The following is a 17604-nucleotide window of genomic DNA, read 5'->3' on the forward strand; positions in this document are numbered from 1 at the left end:
ATGTCCGCTGTCACTGCCGCAACAAGCTCCTCGGCAAGCGCTGCCGGCAAATCCGCCTTGGCCAGGCTGGGAGCGGCTTTGCTTAGCCGTCTCGTCATCATCATCCCCTACCTTTGGCTGCTGTTCTTCTTTCTCGTCCCCTTTATCATCGTCTTTAAGATTTCGCTGTCGCAGACCGCGATAGCCATGCCGCCCTACACGCCGGTGCTCGATTTCCGCGACGGCGTTTCCGGGGTTGTCGCGTGGTTTGGCGCGCTCAATTTTGACAACTACATCTGGCTGACGCAGGACGCGCTCTACTTCAACGCCTATGTGACGAGCGTCATCGTCGCCGCCATCTCGACGGTCCTGACGTTGGTGATCGGCTATCCCATCGCCTATGGCATGGCACGCGCTCCGGCGACGATCCGCCCGACCTTGCTGATGCTGGTGATCCTGCCGTTCTGGACCTCGTTCCTGATCCGTGTCTACGCCTGGATCGGCATTCTCAAGCCCGAGGGCCTGCTCAACGAGTTGCTGCTCGCCACTGGCATCATCAGCCATCGGCTGATCATCCTCAACACCTACACGGCGATCTTCATTGGCATCGTCTACTCCTATCTGCCGTTCATGGTCCTGCCGCTCTATTCGGCATTGGAGAAGATGGACAATTCGCTGATCGAGGCCGCCAAGGATCTCGGCTGCCCGCCGACCAGCGCCTTCTGGAAGATCACCTTCCCGCTGTCGCTGCCCGGCGTCATCGCCGGCTGCCTGCTGGTGTTCATTCCCGCCGTCGGCGAGTTCGTCATCCCCGATCTGCTCGGCGGCTCGCAGACACTGATGATCGGCAGGACGCTGTGGAGCGAATTCTTCGGCAACCGCGACTGGCCGGTGTCGTCTGCCGTTGCCGTCATCTTGCTGCTGCTGCTGATCGTGCCGATCATGCTCTTCCAGCGAGCCCAGGCGCGTGCCCAGGAGCAGGACCTATGAACGCTACCTGGAGCCGCTTCAACATCGTTTCGATCGTGCTCGGCTTTGCCTTTCTCTACCTGCCGATCGTCCTGCTCGTCGTGTTCTCTTTCAACGAGTCGAAGCTGGTCACCGTCTGGGGCGGCTTCTCGACGAAATGGTACGTGTCGCTGTTCCACAATCAGGGTCTGATGGACGCCACCTGGGTGACGGCGCGCGTCGGCGTCATCTCGGCCACCGTGGCGACCGTGCTCGGCACTCTGGCGGCGCTCACCCTGACGCGCTACACGCGCTTTCGCGGCCGGCTGCTGTTTTCCGGCATGGTGTTTGCGCCGCTGGTCATGCCGGAAGTCATCACCGGCCTGTCGCTATTGCTGCTCTTCGTCGCTGTCGGCTTCGACCGCGGCTTTCTCACGGTGACGCTTGCCCACACCACGCTGACCATGTGCTTCGTCGCTGTGGTGGTCCAATCGCGCCTGATCACGTTCGATCGTTCGCTGGAAGAAGCCGCGATGGATCTCGGTGCGCCGCCGGTAAGGACCTTCTTCCAGATCACGCTGCCGGTCATCATGCCGGCGATCGTCTCTGGCTGGATGCTGGCCTTCACGCTCTCGCTCGACGACCTGGTTATTGCCAGCTTCACCTCGGGGCCCGGCGCCACGACGCTGCCGATGAAGATCTACAGCCAGGTCCGCCTTGGCGTGACGCCGGAAATCAACGCGGCGTGCACCATTCTGATCGCGATCGTCGCAGTTGGCGTGATCATCGCTTCGCTCGCAAACAAACGCCGCGAGGTGCAGCGCCAGCGCGACGAGCAGGCGGCGCAGCGAGGTTGAGTTCCTGCTGCTTACTCGCCTGAAACACCGCGACTTATCGGCGAGATGAACGGCGTGCTCCAGGTGCCGCCGACGAAGAACGACGACTGCTTGGGCGCTTGGCCGTTCGTCTGCGTGGCAGCCGGGCTCGGCTGGACGATGCCGCCGGACAGCGCCAGCCCGCGTCCGGCATAGGATGCGATGCCGGAAAGCCAGATCTTGTATTGCGCGGAATTCACCTCGGCCTTGTCGATGCGCGCCACGCCGTTCGAAACGCTCGCCTTGAGCTCGGCCCCGTCGATCGGCAGCGTTCCGTCCGAGACGTCGTCAAGCGCAAAGAATCCACCCTGTTCGGTGTGCTTGAGGAACGCCGGCAGGTTAAGCCGGCTCAGCGCACCCGCGCCGAAGGTCGCGGACAGCGAGCCATTGGCGTTTTCGAAAATGGAGTCCCAGGTTCTGCCCGGCCCCTTGAGGATGACCGAAACGGTTCCGGTGCCGATCGGCACCAGCCGCGTCATCCCGGCCGCGGTGCCGAAAGCGCCGCCGTCGATGTCGGAAGCAAGCAGCCGGATCTCGACTTCCGTGCCGGCGGGCTTGCGGTCGAAACGGACGCTGCTTTGGACGTTGCCGCCAAAGGCGGATGCATCGGAGATGTCGAAGACGGCGAGGCCGTTCTTGACCTGGGCGGTGGCGGCGACGTCGGCAAGCTGGATTGCACCTGCCGTGGCATGCGCGGCGGACAGCCTGAGATCGAGATTGATCCGGTCGGCGAAGCTTGTGTCGATCTCGCCCGGGCCGGCGGCGCCGGCGGATGGTACGGGGGTAAAGGCGGAGAGAAACGATCTGAGGTCGAGCGTATCGAAGGCAAGTGTGCCGGAGATCACCGGCAGTGCCTCGCCGTAGGTGAAGTCCAGCGCGCCCATTCCGGGGTTGTTGTCGAGGGTCAGGGCCGTATTTTCGAATTTGATGCGCCCGGCCGTCGCCGTGATCTTGCTTGAAACCGAGATCGAGCCGATTGCCGCACCGGGCGCGATGCCGGCCTGCGACCATTCGAGCACGCGTCGCAGCGAAGGTGCGGCAAATTTTGCCTGGCCGTCGAAATAGCCGTTCTCCGACATGCTGGCCAGCCCGTCGAAGGAAAAGCTGGCCGGCGCCGCCTTGAAGGAAAGCGTGACCGGTGCTGCGCCGCCGCCAAACAGCACAAGCGGGTTCGGCGATGCGGCGTCGACGGAAACGCTTTCGCCGCGCCATATCCCGGTCGCCGACAGCGTCGCATTGCTGTTCATCGCGGCCCAATTCGCCTGGCCGCTCAGGCTGCTCAATATCTCCTGGTCCTTGCCGCCGATGGCGGCGACCACGCGGCCATCCCTGAACTCGACTGTGCCGAACGGATCTGCCGGCAGCTTGCCGAGATCCGGCTTGGCGGGATTTGTGTTGATCACCGCGCGGGCAGCATCGATCGAACGCGTAATGCGCCCGCCGCTCGGAATCGCAGGCAGGAAAAACCCGCTCGCGGTACGCTGAACCCTGATCGTCGGTCGCACCAGCCGCGCCGTCGAAAACACCACGTCGCCACGCAGCGCCGCCATGGCCGAGAGGTCGACCTCGACCCGTTCGGCCTCGATCACAGGCGGTGCATCCGTCTCTGTCCATTGCGACAGCGTCACGTCGCTCAGGATCGCCCGGAAATTCGGCCAGACCTCGATGCGCGGCGCGCCGTCGATGGTGACCCTGAAACCGCTCCAGGCGCTCATTTCCCACGCGATGCGGTCACGCACGATACGGGTCGAGGCGATCAACGGCAAGGCTGCAACGACCAGCGCGACGACGGTGACGGCTGCGCCGATCGCCCATATTCCGCGTCGGATCAAAGGTGATGGCATATCGCCCCGTATGCTTCCATTCCGACAAAATCGCCCGACGGGTGTAACCGACGGCTGACGCATTTCAAGTCTTTATGGCCCGGCGATGGCATTTGCGCACACCCTGACCGGCGCGGTCCAACAAAATCTTGCTCTGCTGCATCGCGATATGCATAAGCGATGCAGCCTGCGGAGGAACAATGATGGCCGACGACGCACCGCTCTGGATGCCGACGCAAGAGCAGATCGACGCAGCGCCGATGACCGCCTTCATGAACGCCGCGGCGAGCAGGGCCGGCAAGGCTTTCTCCTCCTATGCCGACCTGCATCGCTGGTCGATCGATGACCGCGAGACCTTCTGGAGCCTGGTCTGGGACTTTTGCGGCATCGTCGGCGACAAGGGCGAACGCGTGCTGGTCGATGGCGACAAGATGCCCGGCGCGACCTTCTTCCCTGACGCGAAGCTGAACTTCGCCGAGAATCTTCTGAAGAAAACCGGGCTTGGCGACGCAGTCGTCTTTCGCGGCGAGGACAAGGTCGAGCGGCGGCTGTCCTGGAACGAGCTGCATGCGCTGACCTCGCGCCTGCAACAGCTCTTCCTGTCGCTCAAGGTGAAGAAGGGCGACCGCATCGCCGCGATGATGCCGAACATGCCGGAGACCGTTGCGGCGATGCTGGCTGCCGCCTCGATCGGCGCCGTCTGGTCGTCCTGCTCCCCAGATTTCGGCGAGCAGGGTGTTCTCGACCGGTTCGGCCAGATCGAGCCTGTCGTCTTCATCGCGCCGGACGGCTACTGGTACAATGGCAAGGCGATCGAAGTCGCCGACAAGATCGCGGCTGTGGTGGCGAAGCTCGCCACCGTGCGCAAAGTCCTGATCGTCGATTATCTCGGCACGTCGACCGACGTCGCGGCAACCATCGGCAAGGCGGCTGCGCTGGAGGAGGCGCTGTCACCCTTTGCCGCCAGGCCTGTCAGTTACGAAAGGCTGCCGTTTTCGCATCCGCTCTACATCCTGTTTTCGTCAGGCACGACCGGCATCCCCAAATGCATCGTCCATTCAGCCGGCGGAACGCTGATCCAGCACGTCAAGGAAGAGCGGCTGCATGCCGGCCTGCTCGACGGCGATCGCTTCTTCTATTTCACCACCTGCGGCTGGATGATGTGGAACTGGCTGGTGTCGGGCCTGGCGTCGGGCGCCACCTTGCTGCTCTATGACGGCTCGCCTTTCTACCCGGACGGCAATGCGCTGTTCGACTTCGCCGATGCCGAGAAGATGACCTATTTCGGCACCTCGGCCAAATTCATCGATTCCGTGCGCAAGGCCGGCCTCAAGCCGATCCACACGCATGATCTTTCCAGTGTGCGCACCATCTCCTCGACCGGCTCGCCGCTGTCGCCGGAAGATTTCCGTTTCGTCTATGAAGGCATCAAGAAGGACGTGCATCTCGCCTCGATCTCCGGCGGCACCGATATCGTCTCCTGCTTCGTGCTCGGCGTGCCGATCGAACCGGTATGGCCCGGCGAGATCCAGGGACCCGGCCTCGGCCTTGCGGTCGACGTCTGGGACGATGATGGCCGTCCGCTTCGCAAGGAGAAGGGGGAGCTCGTCTGCACCAAGCCGTTTCCGGCAATGCCGATCGGCTTCTGGAACGACCCTGACGGCAAGAAATACGAGGCCGCCTATTTCGAGCGCTTCGACAATGTCTGGTGCCACGGCGATTTCGCCGAATGGACCGCCCATGGCGGGCTGATCATCCATGGCCGTTCCGACGCCACGCTCAATCCGGGCGGTGTTAGGATCGGCACGGCGGAGATCTACAATCAGGTCGAGCAGATGCCGGAAATCCTCGAAGCGCTATGCATCGGCCAGGATTTCGACAATGACGTGCGTGTCGTGCTGTTCGTACGGGTGGCGGCCGGCGTCGAACTCGATGCCGAGCTGGAAAAACGCATCCGCGCGAAAATCCGCACCGGGGCGAGCCCGCGCCACGTGCCGGCCAAGATCGTCGCCGTCGGCGATATACCGCGCACCAAATCGGGCAAGATTACCGAGCTCGCGGTCCGCGACATGGTGCATGGCCGCGCCATCAAGAACAAGGAAGCGCTCGCCAATCCCGAAGCGCTCGAGCTGTTCCGCAACCTGCCGCAGCTTGCCGACTGAGCATGGAGCCCGGGCTGGGAACCGGGGTCATGGTTAACGAAATGTCTCCGCGGAATTTACCTAGATTTCATGAGTGGTACACATTGGTAAATTTTCCGGCGTGCCGGTAAGGATTTGTTAAGGCCCGGCATCGATAGTCGTGCGTAACTTGAGGGAGAAATCCCGTTCCTCTTAGCCCCCAGAGGATCTGATTCGCTCAAGCCCCGTTGTGACAGCAATTCTATCATTCAAGGCGTCCCATTGGACGCCTTTTTTCTTTGCGCAGCCATAGACCTAACCGGCCAGCACGCGGGTCGAGGGGAAGGCGACTTCGACCAGGGTTCCCTCGCCGGGCGTCGAGTTGATGGTGAACCGGGCACGGTTCGCTTCAACCATCGCCTTCGTCAGCGGCAGCCCGAGACCGGTGCCGTCGCCGCGGCCGCGCTTCAGCGCGTTGATCTGCTTGAACGGCTTCAGCGCCTGCTCAATCTCGGACTGGCTCATGCCGATGCCCGTATCGCGCACGCGCATGACGACGTCGCCGGAAAGCTCATAGGCCGTCGACACGATCACCTGGCCGCCGGCCTGCGTGTAGCGGACGGCGTTCGACAGGATATTGAGCGCGATCTGCCGCACGCTGCGCAGATCGGCCACCACTTCCGGCAGCCGCGAGGCGAAGCTGGAGCGGATGATGACGCGTTCCCGGTTGGCTTGCGGCTGCATCATCGCAACGGTTTCGGCCAGCGTGTCGTTGAGCGACACCGCCTCGTAGGCCATCTCCTGCTGGCCGGCCTCGATTTTCGAAATGTCGAGCAGGTCGTTGACCAGATCGAGCACGTGGTTGCCCGAACGGTTGATGTCGCGCAGATAGTCGCGATAGCGATCATTGGCCACCGGCCCGAATTTCTCGTCCACCATCAGCTCGGAAAAGCCGATGATGGCGTTGAGCGGCGTGCGGATCTCGTGGCTGATGCGGGCCAGAAAATCGGTCTTCTGCGACGAGGCGCGTTCGGCGACCGCGCGCGCCTGGGTCAGGTCCTCTTCGGCGCGCTTCCACTGGGTAATGTCGCGCACCACCGCGCAGAAGCCGCTGTCGTTGGGCAGCCTGCCGATGGTCATGAACAGTGGGATGAAGCGCCCCTGCGCCTCGCGTCCGATCACCTCGCGGCCATCGTTCATCACGCTTGCAACGCCGGGCTCCGACAGCCCCTCGAGATAGTCACGCGCCGCGCGCTGGCTTTCGATCGCAAACAGCGAGACGAACGGTTTGCCGGTCACCTCGTCGCTGTCGAAGCCGAACAGCGCTTCCGCCGGACGGCTAATTGAACGGATCGTTCCGTTACGGCCGATCAGCACGACGCCGTCGGTGGCGGTGTCGATGATGGTGCGCATTTCGGCAATGCGTGCCTTGAGCTCGGAAACATCCGGCTGCGTTTGGTCGTCGGCGGCGCCATGTGGAATGGCTACTGCTTCGTCGCCGGAACGGCGTACGACCAGCATCAGCGCCTTGCCGTTTCCCCAGGGGACGGAGCGTAAAATCGCGTCGATCGGAAACTCCTGACCGTCGCGCGTCTTCAGCCGTAGAGCGCGGTCGCTGCCGTCGGAACTGCCGTCGTCGGCATAAGGGTCGGCAAACAGCGCGCCGAGCCCGCCGGCCTCGTCCAAGGCATTGAGCGTCGCATAGCCGGTCAGGCCGAGGAATTCGTCGTTCGCGTAGTGCAGCTGGTCGCCGGAATGGATAAGCACCGGCACTGGCAGCTTGCCGAGGATCGAGGTATCCGGCCCCTTGTTGTCCTCTCCGGCAAACGCCGACGGCACGAAGCCGTCGAGTTTGAGCGGTGGTGCCAGCGGCCGCCCGACGGGCGGCGCCGAGCCGGCATCGCCGGCTGCGGCTTCGTTGTCATCGGACCAATCTTCGCTGTCCTCGGCGTCGCGGAAGTCTTCCGCCGTCATGCTGTCGTCGTCTTCGCCATCCCGCGGCGCTTCGGCGCCGATCGTTCGACCTTTCGTGCTGGGCTCAACGCCTTCCTGCGCTTCATCGCTGGGTTCGCGGTCGGCATAGTCGAGCAGCGATCCGGAAACAGGGCGTGTGACGGGTTCGCCGGCTTGCGCCTCTGCTGCCGTCTCGTCGGGTTGCTCGCCGTCGAGCCGGGCAAGATCGTTCTGGTCCTCGGCATCGGCCTCGGGCGGTTCGGCCGCCTCGCTTTCCGGACTTGGCGCCGGCATTTCACCCTTGTCCGTCGGACCGGCTTTTTTCAGCTTTGGTTCGTCGGCCTTGCCGGCTGCCTCAACTTTGGTCGCGGTCTCCGCAGCCGGCTTTGGCTTCTCGGCGCTGGGCTGTTCGTCTACCGGCTTTTCGGCCGGGGTGCTGTCCTTCTTGAGACGCTCGCCAATCTCGCGAAACGCGCTGCGTTCCAGCGTCGACAGGCCCTTGTCGTTGGCCGGCTGCCGGTGCTCGGCCAGCCGGATCACCTTGTCGGCAAAGCGCCGCTCGGGCTTTGGCACGATGGTCAACGCCGGCACTTCGCCCCGGAACGGATCGGCGGCTTTCGGTGTCTCGGGGGCAGGTTCAACGGCTTCGGGCCCGACCGCGGCAGGCTTCTCCTCGGCGACAAGGGCCATGCCGGCCGCGTCGGGATCGATCACCGCATCGCTGCTGCGGGCGACGCCGAAACCGCGAAAACCTTCGAAAACGCGGCTGCGGCTGTAAACCGGGAGCGCCGCCAGATCGACGGGTATCTTCAGATCGGTGCCGGCGACCGGCCACAGCACGGAGCGGCCGGACCAGGTGTCGCGCCGTTCGAGCAGGCCGGCGATCTCGCCTGAAGCATCGAGGCCGTAGGCGGCCGAAACGTCGCCGAAGCGGCGGCCGATCACGTCGGCGGCGGGCTTGCCGACGAGTTCGGCAAATTCCGGCGACAGGGCACTGAACCGGCCCTCTGCGTCGGTACGCCAGACGAAACGCATGGGCGCGGCCGTACGATCGATCACGCGGCCGCGGCCCTGGGGCGGGGAAGCGGCTTTGATCGCTTGTGTGGCGCTTTCCTGCGGGGCGTCCAGACCGGCCTGCGAAGCGGCGGGGCTGGCTGGTGTCTCGACTTCGCCGGGCACACCTGCCCCGGGCGGGACCTGCGTGTCGTCGCCCGCATTGAAGTACCAATGGTCATGCTGCGTCGGCGTTTCGCCAGCCGTGTGCTGATTGTCGGCCCCCGAAACCTGCTTGGCTGTGTCGGCAGGCTCGTGCTCCGTCGATGCGGAGCTGCCTTCGATCGCGGCACGGTCGATCTCCGCCGCGCCGGTGTTGGTGATTGGCGGCTCGGCGATTGGCTGCTTGTTGTCCTGGTCCGTTGGCTGGGGAAGACCGCTCGGCGCCGCTGCTGCCTCGCTGCCGGGTTCCGCGACGGCGCGCTCGCCAACAGGGGCCCCGCCGTCAAGCCGGTCCTCGTCGATCACCACCAGCAGGTGCCGCTCGTCTGTCAGACGGGCAAGGCCTGCCGGATAGGAGCTGGATCCGCCGGGAACCAGGCGCTTGACGATGCGGTCGCTGTCGTTCGCCACGTCGGCGACAAGCGCGGCCAGCGTCTCAGGCCGGATGCCGAGCGACGAAAAGCCGTCCGACGCGGCGTCGATATTGCCCTTGGCATCGACAAAGGCGATGTAGTGGCCGTCTTCGGTAAAGCCGCTGATGGCGCGATCGGCGATCTCGGCCGCGCTGCGCGAGCCGGTCTGCGCCGCCGGCAACGCCAGCATGATTGCTTCCTCGCCATCGGGCATGGTCACCGCGCTGGCCAGGAAACCAACCGCCCGGCTGGTCAGCCCGGTAGCCAGGCGGACCGTGATGGCACGGTCGCGGCCGATCCGCGGAAAACCGCTGGTTGCCATGATCTGGCGCCTGGCGATCAGCGGCAATCCTGCCGAAGCGCCGATGATGGCTCCGATGTCCGGATAGCCGAATACCGCCGCGCCGGGGCCGTTGGCCCATATCACTTGCTCGAGATCTGCCGACAGAATGGCGATCGCGTCGCCGGCGGCGAACCGCAGGCGGACCGCGTCGAGCACGGCAACATCGAGGAAGGAGTAGTTTTCAGCCGGCATGCGCTTGGCGACCCTCACAGAGCGGGCAATTTGCGGTTAACGCTTTGTTAATAAAAGCCGACGGCGCGAAGGTCCACAAGTCATAGCGTGCAACCAGCGGAATCTCTAGGCGCGTGGTTAACGTCGCGAAACAAATAATCAATGGTGCGATGCAACAAACATGTTGCAATGCACAAAATTTGCCTTTATATTGCCACGATAGATGAACGAGACGGCTTTCTGTCAAAGCCGCTGCCGCTGAAAAGGATGGAAAATGTCCAGGACCAAGACCGCCGACACGATCGAAAACGTTGAATTCCCAAGCTTCGACGCTTCCAAGGCCACCGATCAGATCCGCGCCTTCGCCGAAAAGGGCGTCGAGCAGTCGAAAGAGGCCTATGCCAAGCTGAAGACCGGCGCCGAGGAGACCCAGAAGGCTCTGGAGTCGACCTACGAGACCGCCAAGACCGTTTCCAGCGACCTGTCGCTCAAGACCATCGCCGCCCTGCGCGCCAATGCCGAGGCCGGCTTCTCGCATTTCGAAGCCCTGATTGGCGCCAAGTCGCTGTCGGAAGTCGTCGAGCTGCAGACTGCGTTCCTGCGCAAGCGCGTCGAAATGACCGTTGAGCAGGCCAAGGACTTCCAGGCGGTTGCTGCCAAGGCGGCTGAGGACGTATCCAAGCCGATCAAGACCGCCTTCGAGAAGGCCGTGAAAGAAATTAAGATCGCCTAATATTTGCACACAGTTTGACGATGCATCAAAAGGTCGCATTTCGTCAGACAAATAGATGTGCGATATAGCGGTTTAAGCGAATACCCGGCGGGTGGAACCTCCTCCCTCTGCTCACTGGGATAACCAGCCAGCACCTCCTCCCGCTGGCTCGTAACAGGAAAAGGCCGGCACCTCCTCCCGCCGGCCTTTTCTTTGTCCGGCGAAAAATGACGCGATGCCGGAGCGATCTTTTGCTTTGCCAAAAGCCTTGAATTAAACTCCGATAGCCCGTATGGACGCATCGCCGAACGACAGAGCGGGTCCCGGAGAATGAACGTTCCGTCTGGATATCGCTCGGGCAAGCGTGCCGTTGTAGCTCAGATGGTTAGAGCGCCGGATTGTGGATCCGGAGGTCGCTGGTTCGATCCCAGCCAACGGTACCATTCAGCTTTCAGCCAGGTTTCTGACCAATAGCGCCAAGCGATCTCTACGACCCTGGCGCGGTCACCTGCGATCCCGCCTGACGCGCACCGCGCAGGTGATCCACAAGGGCTCTCAGCTTCGGCGCGATATTCCGTCGGCTGGGAAAATAAAGATAGAAGCCCGCAAACGGCGGAAAATAGTCGTCGAGGATTGGCACAAGCTCGCCGCGGTCGATCCAGGGGCGGAATGTGTCCGCCATGCCGAACGTGATTCCGGCGCCTGCAACGGCCAGCCGGATCATCAGCCACATGTCGTTAGTGGTGATCTCGGGCGCAACCGCCACGTCGAACTCGCGCCCGTCCTCGCCAAACTCCCACCGATAGGGCGAAACTCCCGGCGCCGGCCGCCAGCCGATACAACGATGAGCCACAAGCTCGCGCGGATGGGCGGGTGCTCCGAACTTTTCGAGATAGCGCGGGGCGCAGACGGCCATCTGTCGCTGATCGCCCGATACCGGCACGGCAATCATGTCCTGCTCGATCACTTCGCCGAGCCTCACGCCCGCATCATAACCTTCGGCAACGATGTCGAATTCCTCGTCGGTGACCACGATATCCAGATGCACCTCGGGAAATCTTTCTGCAAAGGACGCCAGCAACGGCCCTGACAGAAACGTCTCCGCGATCGACGAAACCGCGATCCGCAGCCGGCCGCGTGGGCGGTCCAGAAACTCCGTGGTGGCTTCGATTGCCGCGTTCACGTCGGCGATCGCCGGTGCGACGCTCGCCAGCAGGCGCTCGCCCGCCTCGGTCAGATTTACGCTGCGTGTCGTGCGCTGCAGCAATGCGATGCCAAGGCGCTGTTCAAGCCTGAGGACGCTCTGGCTGACCGCCGAGCGCGTCACGCCCAGCCGGTCTGCCGCAGCGCGGAAATTGCGTTCCTCGGCCACTGTGACGAAGACGGCAATTGCATTGAGATCGATGTCCATTAGTTAGCTAAACTTACCATCGAGGTTACCAGCGGGCGGGTTATCGCGACAATGCCATGGCTCTATCTCTGTCGCAATGGCAAGAAAGGCTTGATCCTCCCGATCAAGCCGATGCCGGATGACCAAGGAGATAACCCATGACATCACTGCCTTCCTCCTGGAACCTGGATGGAAAAGTCGCCCTCGTGACGGGCGCGGCACGCGGCATCGGCCGCTGCACGGCGGAGCTGCTGCGTGCCAGGGGTGCCCGGATCGTGGCAAGCGATCTCAGCGACACTGTACGTGAATTGGAAGCCGAGGATGTGGCAACCCTGGTCGGTGATGTCGCTGACGAGGCTCTGGCCAGACGCTCGGTCGAACTCGCGGCGAAGCGCTTCGGACGACTGGACATCGTCGTGAACAATGCCGGTCGCACGCTCAACAAACGCCTGACGGAGACCTCGGTCGACGACTATGACCGCATCCTGCAGATCAATGCGCGCGGCAGTTTTGTCACCGCCCGGGCTGCGGTGGAGTTGATGGCCGCCGGCGGTGGTGGCGCGATCGTCAATGTCTCGTCGATCTCGGCCGTCGCGGCCTTCGAGACGCAGGCGGCCTATGCATCCTCCAAGGCGGCAGTCGCACAGCTGACCAAGGTGATAGCGATCGAATACGGGCGCATGGGCATTCGCTGCAACGCCGTTGCCCCTGGCGTGATCGAAACCGACATCATGGAAGGCGTGGTGGAGAATGGCCGGGAGATGCTGCGCAGCTTCGGCGATGCGCATCCAATCGGCCGGATCGGCCAGCCGCAAGAAGTTGCCGAGGCCATCGCCTTTCTTGCCTCGCCGGCGTCCAGCTTCATCACCGGGGCCCTGCTTCTGGTCGATGGCGGCTACACCGCCCAGTGACCCCCAATAAAGCTAGCGCACTGCGGGAGCTCACCCGCACGCCATACTTCACATCGTGAAAATAATCACAGAACCAAAAGGATTATCTCGATGGCCATGAACAAAGTTGTTCTGATCACCGGTGCCTCCAGCGGCATCGGTGCTGGCATCGCCCGCGAACTTGGCGCGGCAGGTGCAAAGCTGATGCTTGGCGCACGGCGCACCGACCGCCTTGAAGTCCTCGCAGCCGAAATCGAGGCAGCTGGTGGAATCGTTCGCGTACGAGCGCTCGACGTCACCAAAAGGGCGGATGTCGCAGCATTCGCCGATGCTGCGCGGGCCGAATGGGGCCAGGTCGACGTCATCGTCAACAATGCGGGCATCATGCCGCTCTCGGCCATGGCAGCCATGAAGGTCGACGAGTGGGAGCTGATGGTGGACGTCAACATCAAAGGTGTTCTGTACGGCGTCGCGGCGGTGCTGCCGGAGATGACGGCACGCGGCTCCGGGCATATCATCAGTATCGGTTCCATCGGCGCACTGGCCGTCTCGCCCACGGCTGCCGTTTATTGCGCAACGAAATACGCTGTCCGCGCGATTTCCGATGGGCTCCGCCAGGAGAGTGACGATATCCGCGTAACCTGCATTCATCCTGGCGTGGTGGAAAGCGAGCTGGCCAACACGATCTCCGACGAAGCCGCTGCCGCCGCCATGAAAACCTGGCGTGCTATTGCCCTGCAACCCGATTCCATCGCCAGGGCAGTGCGCTACGCAATCGAACAGCCCGACGATGTCGATGTCAACGAGATCGTCGTGCGTCCGACGAAGGCGGCGCATTGATGCGATCCACTTTGGCCGCAGTGCTTACGGGTATTGCCGTTGCTGTAGCCCCAACCGGCCTGACCCTTCCTTCAACTCCAATCCTTGCGGAGGAATCAATGACGCGCCAAGATCACCCCTATGTCGGAATGTGGGTCACCGAGGATCGCCATATCAGGCACGAACTCCTGCCGAACGGCCGTTATGACGAAGCGCGCGGTGACCGCGAGAGCGCCTATCGGGGACGCTATGAAGTGCAGGGCAACCACATAGAATACTGGGACGATACGGGCTTCACCGCGGACGGTGAGTTCGTCGAAGGCGTTCTCTATCATGCCGGCATGATCCTTTATCGCCAGCGGTAGAGAGCCACCCTGAGACAAGCAATTCAGGGTTCCACAAGACGCTATTGCATGCCTTGCATGAGGCGCTCGGCAGTTTGCACCACAAGGCCCGCCACACCACATATCTCCCAGCAAGCGCGGCGGAAAGAAGCAGGATCGCGGGCAGAGTCGACATTGCAAATGGTTGTCACTATATAGCGGCGGCTTTGACGGCTCGCCTTTTACGTGGTGCCGGCGAGTGCGCGGTAAATGTGCTAGCTATTGTGTTATCTATTGTGATCTAAAACGGCTTGAAAACCGAAAAAAAACAAATAGAAACAATAGCGCGGGTCGAACGAGTTTCGTCGAGAGAATCAGTCCTCAAGAACCAGAACGTGCTCCTTGAACCCACCATTCCCTTCAGCTCTGTGGACCTCGGACAAGTTCGGCTTGCCGGGCGAAGCCGACTCGGCTCGAATGGCAGCACGCATCTTTTCGAAGATGCCGACGTTTATGATTACCAATCGGCATAGCCGCTAGGGAAACAGCAGTATGAGTGAACACGCGATCGAGTTCTTGCGCGGGTGGATTGGCGAAAAAGTCCATTGCCAGCCCTCGCCAGCCAGAATCGAGAAGCAGGCCGAGACCCTCGCCAGGGAATGTGCGGCCAAAGCTGCCGAAGCCGGCATACCCCTGGAGGATATCCAGGAAGAGGTCGGCGACATTCAGGAGCTCATTGCTTCGAGGCTCGAAGAGGCGGCCGAGGCCGATCAGGACGAGCAGAATTCCAACAAGCCTGCCGGCTGACGGATCGCCCCCGGCAAAACCTGCCGGGCGATTATTGCCTGTCTGATGCAGTTGCGCGGTCTTATCGCCGCGCAGCCTTGCCAAATCTCTCCTCGAGCCATGCTTTCGGCAACGCCGGCACGAAATTGCCGTCGCGCCCGGTCATGTCATCATTGGCGACCAGCGCGTTGAGGATGGCTTCCTCCACGCTCTGAACGACGGCGTCGAAGAACGGGTTGATGTCGGCATCCGGTATGTAGCCGGCGCTGACCAGCTTGCCGGCGGCGCCGCGCGCCGCATCGGCATTGGCCGTGCTGACGGCGAGAAAAATATCGCCGGATGAATTGTATCCATAGCCGCCGGTCAGCGCGACGCCGAGCGGCACGCGTTTCGCCAGTCTTTTCAACTGATGCGGCATGAATGGCGCATCGGTGGCGACGATCGCGATGATCGAGCTCTTTTCCGCTCGCGGCGTGTTGTCCCGGATCGCCGGTTCGGCGAGTTCCGCTCCGGCCCTGACGCCACGCACGACAAGGTTCCGCCGCGCACCGAAATTCGACTGGACGAAGCAGCCGATCGTGAAACGCTCTCCGTTCCAGTCGACGCTGCGCGAGGATGTGCCCGATCCCGCCTTGAAGCCAAAGGTGATCATGCCGGTGCCGCCGCCGACGCTGCCCTCTTCGATCGGCCCGCTTTCAGCCGTCTCGAGCGCCGAAAATACATGCTCGAAGCTCACATGGTGGCCGTTGATGTCGTTTAGAAAGCCGTCATAAGTCTCGCCCGCTACCGGCAGTGCCCAGGCGCTGTCGAGCGATTGCGGCAGCACCTTCTGCATCCAGCGCAGCGTTGCGTCGCGGCTGACGCCGCAGGAATGCGTGTTGGTGATGGTGATGGGAAGATTGAACGCTCCGAGTTCCTCTATCAGATGCGAGCCGGTCAGTTCGCCATTGCCATTGGCGCTGAACACGCCGGCGAACGCCGGTACGGCCAGTTCGCCCCTGGGCCGTGGCAGGATCGCGGTCACGCCGGTGCGTACTGGACCCTTGCCGACAACGAGCGGCCCGTCCCCTGAGATCAGCGTGGTATAGCCGACCGTCACGCCAGGCACATCGGTGATGGCGTTGAAGCGGCCCGGCGTGCCATCGAATGGGATCGCGAAGGCGCGGGCGCGCGGTTTGCCCGAGGGCGTCGCAAGATGAGGGTCGGTCATTTCTTCCTCAGAAAAGCGAACCTTGGCCGCCCGGCGCCTTGAGCTTGGCCGCGGGCTTGGCAACCGTCTTCGGCCGCGCCGTGCCACTGATGGCGACTGCATCCGCGGTGCCGTCGGCGAACTCCAGCGAAAGCGCCATTCCCGACACCACGTCCGCCGCATGCTTGACCACCGCGCCGTCCACATCCTTGACCAGTGCGAAGCCCCGCGCCAGCACGGCCTTGTGCGAGAGCGTCGCCAGCAACCGATCGGCCTGCGTCAGTTTTCCACGCAGACGGTCCAGTCGTCTCGAAATCGCGTGGTCCTGCCGTCGCGTCAGGGCCAGCAGGGCATCGCCTTGCAGTTTCTGCCGCCTCGCGATCGGCGCCGGTGACAGTCTGGCCGCCGTGCGCGAAAACCGCGCCCGACGCTCGCGCACGATGGCAAGGAACGCCGCTTGCGCACGGGCGAGGTCGCGGCGGATCAGCGTGCGGGCTTCGTTCATGCGCCGCGACAAGGTGGCCGGCGTCAGCCGCTGCCCCAGAAGCCTGGCCCGCTTGCGCTCGACGCTGACCGACAGCGCCCGGCCAAGCCGGCTCGTCGCCTCGTCGAAGCGCCGCCGCGGCAGCGCCAGCAACTGGTCGGGCGAGGGCAGCGCACGGGCGGCCGCGCGCGCCGCTTGCCGCTTGCGTTCGAAATTGCGCGACACCGCGGTCTTCAACCGTGCGCTGAGACCGGCAAGCGTCGCTTCGAGGTCGACCTTGACCGGCACGGCGATTTCGGCGGCGCCCGTCGGCGTCGGCGCCCGCACATCCGCCGCCAGATCGACCAGCGTCCAGTCGGTCTCGTGGCCGACGGCGGAAATCAACGGAATGGCCGAAGCGGCGACGGCCCGGGCGAGCGCTTCGTCGTTGAAGCCCCACAGATCCTCCAGGCTGCCGCCGCCGCGTGCCACGATCAACAGGTCGGGCCGCGGGATGGCGCCGTCCCATGGCAGTGCGTTGAAGCCGTTGACGGCAGCGGTCACCTCCGCTCCTGCCATTTCGCCCTGCACCCGCACCGGCCAGACGAGCACATGCAGCGGAAAGCGGTCCTTGATGCGGTGGATGATGTCGCGGATGACGGCGCCTGTCGGCGAGGTGACGACGCCGATGACGCGCGGCATGAAGGGCAGCAGGCGCTTGCGGCCGGCGTCGAACAGGCCTTCGGCCTGCAGCCGGCGCTTGCGCTCTTCCAGCAGCGCCATCAGCGCGCCGGCACCGGCCGGCTCAAGATTGTCGATGACGATCTGGTAGTTGGACTTTCCGGGATAGGTGGTCAGCCTGCCGGTGGCGATCACCTCCATGCCTTCCTCTGGACGGAATTTCAGCCGGCTCATCGTGGTCTTCCACACCACGGCGTCGAGCCGCGCGCGATCGTCCTTCAGGCAGAAATAGGCATGGCCGGAGGAATGCGGCCCGCGATAGCCGGAAATCTCGCCGCGCACCCGTACATTGCCGAAGACGTCCTCGACCGTGCGCTTCAGCGCGCCGGAAATCTCGCTCACCGTATACTCGGTGGCGTTGGTGCGTGATTCGGATGCTGTGTCGCTCATCGGCCGATTGGGGGACGGTTGTTGGCCGCCGTCAAGGCGCCTGTATCCGGCCGCGTGTCAT

At 63.3% G+C, this 17604-nt stretch carries 13 protein-coding genes and 1 tRNA gene; 9 read left to right on the forward strand and 5 right to left on the reverse strand.

The features are described 5' to 3' along the window. Both NKH05_RS00065 and NKH05_RS00070 read left to right on the forward strand, forming a co-directional pair. Positions 1-969, forward strand: coding sequence for an ABC transporter permease subunit (locus NKH05_RS00065; RefSeq protein ID WP_352547847.1), 969 nt, complete (start codon positions 1-3; stop codon positions 967-969). Further along, positions 966-1784, forward strand: coding sequence for an ABC transporter permease (locus NKH05_RS00070; protein ID WP_023719393.1), 819 nt, complete (start codon positions 966-968; stop codon positions 1782-1784). The genes NKH05_RS00065 and NKH05_RS00070 overlap by 4 nt, the downstream gene beginning before the upstream one ends. An 11-nt stretch (positions 1785-1795) precedes the next feature. Here the strand turns inward: NKH05_RS00070 and NKH05_RS00075 are convergent, their stop codons facing one another. Further along, on the reverse strand, positions 1796-3646 hold the full coding sequence (locus NKH05_RS00075; RefSeq protein ID WP_352547846.1) for an AsmA family protein: 1851 nt from the start codon (positions 3644-3646) through the stop codon (positions 1796-1798). Between the two features lie 182 nt (positions 3647-3828). Between NKH05_RS00075 and NKH05_RS00080 the strand changes: the two genes are divergently transcribed. After that, on the forward strand, positions 3829-5787 hold the full coding sequence (locus NKH05_RS00080; protein WP_352493839.1) for an acetoacetate--CoA ligase: 1959 nt from the start codon (positions 3829-3831) through the stop codon (positions 5785-5787). A gap of 273 nt (positions 5788-6060) precedes the next feature. Here the strand turns inward: NKH05_RS00080 and NKH05_RS00085 are convergent, their stop codons facing one another. Beyond that, a complete protein-coding gene (locus tag NKH05_RS00085; protein WP_353024835.1) occupies positions 6061-9861 on the reverse strand; it encodes a PAS domain S-box protein in 3801 nt (1266 codons plus the stop codon). Positions 9862-10114: 253 nt separating this feature from the next. On the opposite strand from NKH05_RS00085, the gene NKH05_RS00090 reads away from it, so the two are divergent. Then, positions 10115-10573 carry a phasin gene (locus NKH05_RS00090; RefSeq protein ID WP_352482378.1) on the forward strand — a complete coding sequence of 153 codons (459 nt, stop codon included), beginning with the start codon at positions 10115-10117 and terminating at the stop codon, positions 10571-10573. A gap of 345 nt (positions 10574-10918) precedes the next feature. After that, positions 10919-10995: transfer RNA gene (locus tag NKH05_RS00095), tRNA-His, on the forward strand. A 44-nt stretch (positions 10996-11039) separates the two neighbouring features. Here the strand turns inward: NKH05_RS00095 and NKH05_RS00100 are convergent. After that, complete coding sequence (locus tag NKH05_RS00100) at positions 11040-11963, reverse strand: LysR family transcriptional regulator (RefSeq protein ID WP_352547841.1); 924 nt, start codon at positions 11961-11963, stop codon at positions 11040-11042. A 137-nt stretch (positions 11964-12100) separates the two neighbouring features. On the opposite strand from NKH05_RS00100, the gene NKH05_RS00105 reads away from it, so the two are divergent. From NKH05_RS00105 to NKH05_RS00120, 4 genes are all read left to right on the forward strand, one after another. Beyond that, entirely contained in the window at positions 12101-12853 is a 753-nt protein-coding gene (locus NKH05_RS00105) for an SDR family NAD(P)-dependent oxidoreductase (protein ID WP_023719387.1), read from the forward strand. Positions 12854-12943: 90 nt separating this feature from the next. Continuing rightward, a complete protein-coding gene (locus NKH05_RS00110) occupies positions 12944-13672 on the forward strand; it encodes an SDR family oxidoreductase (RefSeq protein ID WP_023719386.1) in 729 nt (242 codons plus the stop codon). Next, positions 13672-14016, forward strand: coding sequence for an Atu4866 domain-containing protein (locus NKH05_RS00115; RefSeq protein WP_084642712.1), 345 nt, complete (start codon positions 13672-13674; stop codon positions 14014-14016). The genes NKH05_RS00110 and NKH05_RS00115 overlap by 1 nt, the downstream gene beginning before the upstream one ends. Before the next feature lie 510 nt (positions 14017-14526). Further along, entirely contained in the window at positions 14527-14781 is a 255-nt protein-coding gene (locus tag NKH05_RS00120) for a DUF768 domain-containing protein (protein WP_023719384.1), read from the forward strand. Positions 14782-14842: 61 nt separating this feature from the next. Here the strand turns inward: NKH05_RS00120 and NKH05_RS00125 are convergent, their stop codons facing one another. Then, entirely contained in the window at positions 14843-15970 is a 1128-nt protein-coding gene (locus NKH05_RS00125) for a DmpA family aminopeptidase (RefSeq protein WP_023719383.1), read from the reverse strand. 7 nt (positions 15971-15977) lie between these two features. Beyond that, positions 15978-17543, reverse strand: coding sequence for an exodeoxyribonuclease VII large subunit (gene xseA / locus NKH05_RS00130; protein WP_352682817.1), 1566 nt, complete (start codon positions 17541-17543; stop codon positions 15978-15980). Positions 17544-17604 lie beyond the last annotated feature (61 nt).

This window comes from Mesorhizobium sp. M1399 (assembly GCF_040317735.1).
In the GTDB taxonomy this organism is placed as follows: Bacteria; Pseudomonadota; Alphaproteobacteria; order Rhizobiales; family Rhizobiaceae; genus Mesorhizobium.

Coding starts and splice junctions, on each gene's coding strand:
- NKH05_RS00065 (WP_352547847.1), top strand. CDS start 1: ATGTCCGCTGTCACTGCCGCAACAAGCTCCTCGGCAAGCGCTGCCGGC.
- NKH05_RS00070 (WP_023719393.1), top strand. CDS start 966: ATGAACGCTACCTGGAGCCGCTTCAACATCGTTTCGATCGTGCTCGGC.
- NKH05_RS00075 (WP_352547846.1), bottom strand. CDS start 3,646: ATGCCATCACCTTTGATCCGACGCGGAATATGGGCGATCGGCGCAGCC.
- NKH05_RS00080 (WP_352493839.1), top strand. CDS start 3,829: ATGGCCGACGACGCACCGCTCTGGATGCCGACGCAAGAGCAGATCGAC.
- NKH05_RS00085 (WP_353024835.1), bottom strand. CDS start 9,861: ATGCCGGCTGAAAACTACTCCTTCCTCGATGTTGCCGTGCTCGACGCG.
- NKH05_RS00090 (WP_352482378.1), top strand. CDS start 10,115: ATGTCCAGGACCAAGACCGCCGACACGATCGAAAACGTTGAATTCCCA.
- NKH05_RS00100 (WP_352547841.1), bottom strand. CDS start 11,963: ATGGACATCGATCTCAATGCAATTGCCGTCTTCGTCACAGTGGCCGAG.
- NKH05_RS00105 (WP_023719387.1), top strand. CDS start 12,101: ATGACATCACTGCCTTCCTCCTGGAACCTGGATGGAAAAGTCGCCCTC.
- NKH05_RS00110 (WP_023719386.1), top strand. CDS start 12,944: ATGGCCATGAACAAAGTTGTTCTGATCACCGGTGCCTCCAGCGGCATC.
- NKH05_RS00115 (WP_084642712.1), top strand. CDS start 13,672: ATGCGATCCACTTTGGCCGCAGTGCTTACGGGTATTGCCGTTGCTGTA.
- NKH05_RS00120 (WP_023719384.1), top strand. CDS start 14,527: ATGAGTGAACACGCGATCGAGTTCTTGCGCGGGTGGATTGGCGAAAAA.
- NKH05_RS00125 (WP_023719383.1), bottom strand. CDS start 15,970: ATGACCGACCCTCATCTTGCGACGCCCTCGGGCAAACCGCGCGCCCGC.
- xseA (WP_352682817.1), bottom strand. CDS start 17,543: ATGAGCGACACAGCATCCGAATCACGCACCAACGCCACCGAGTATACG.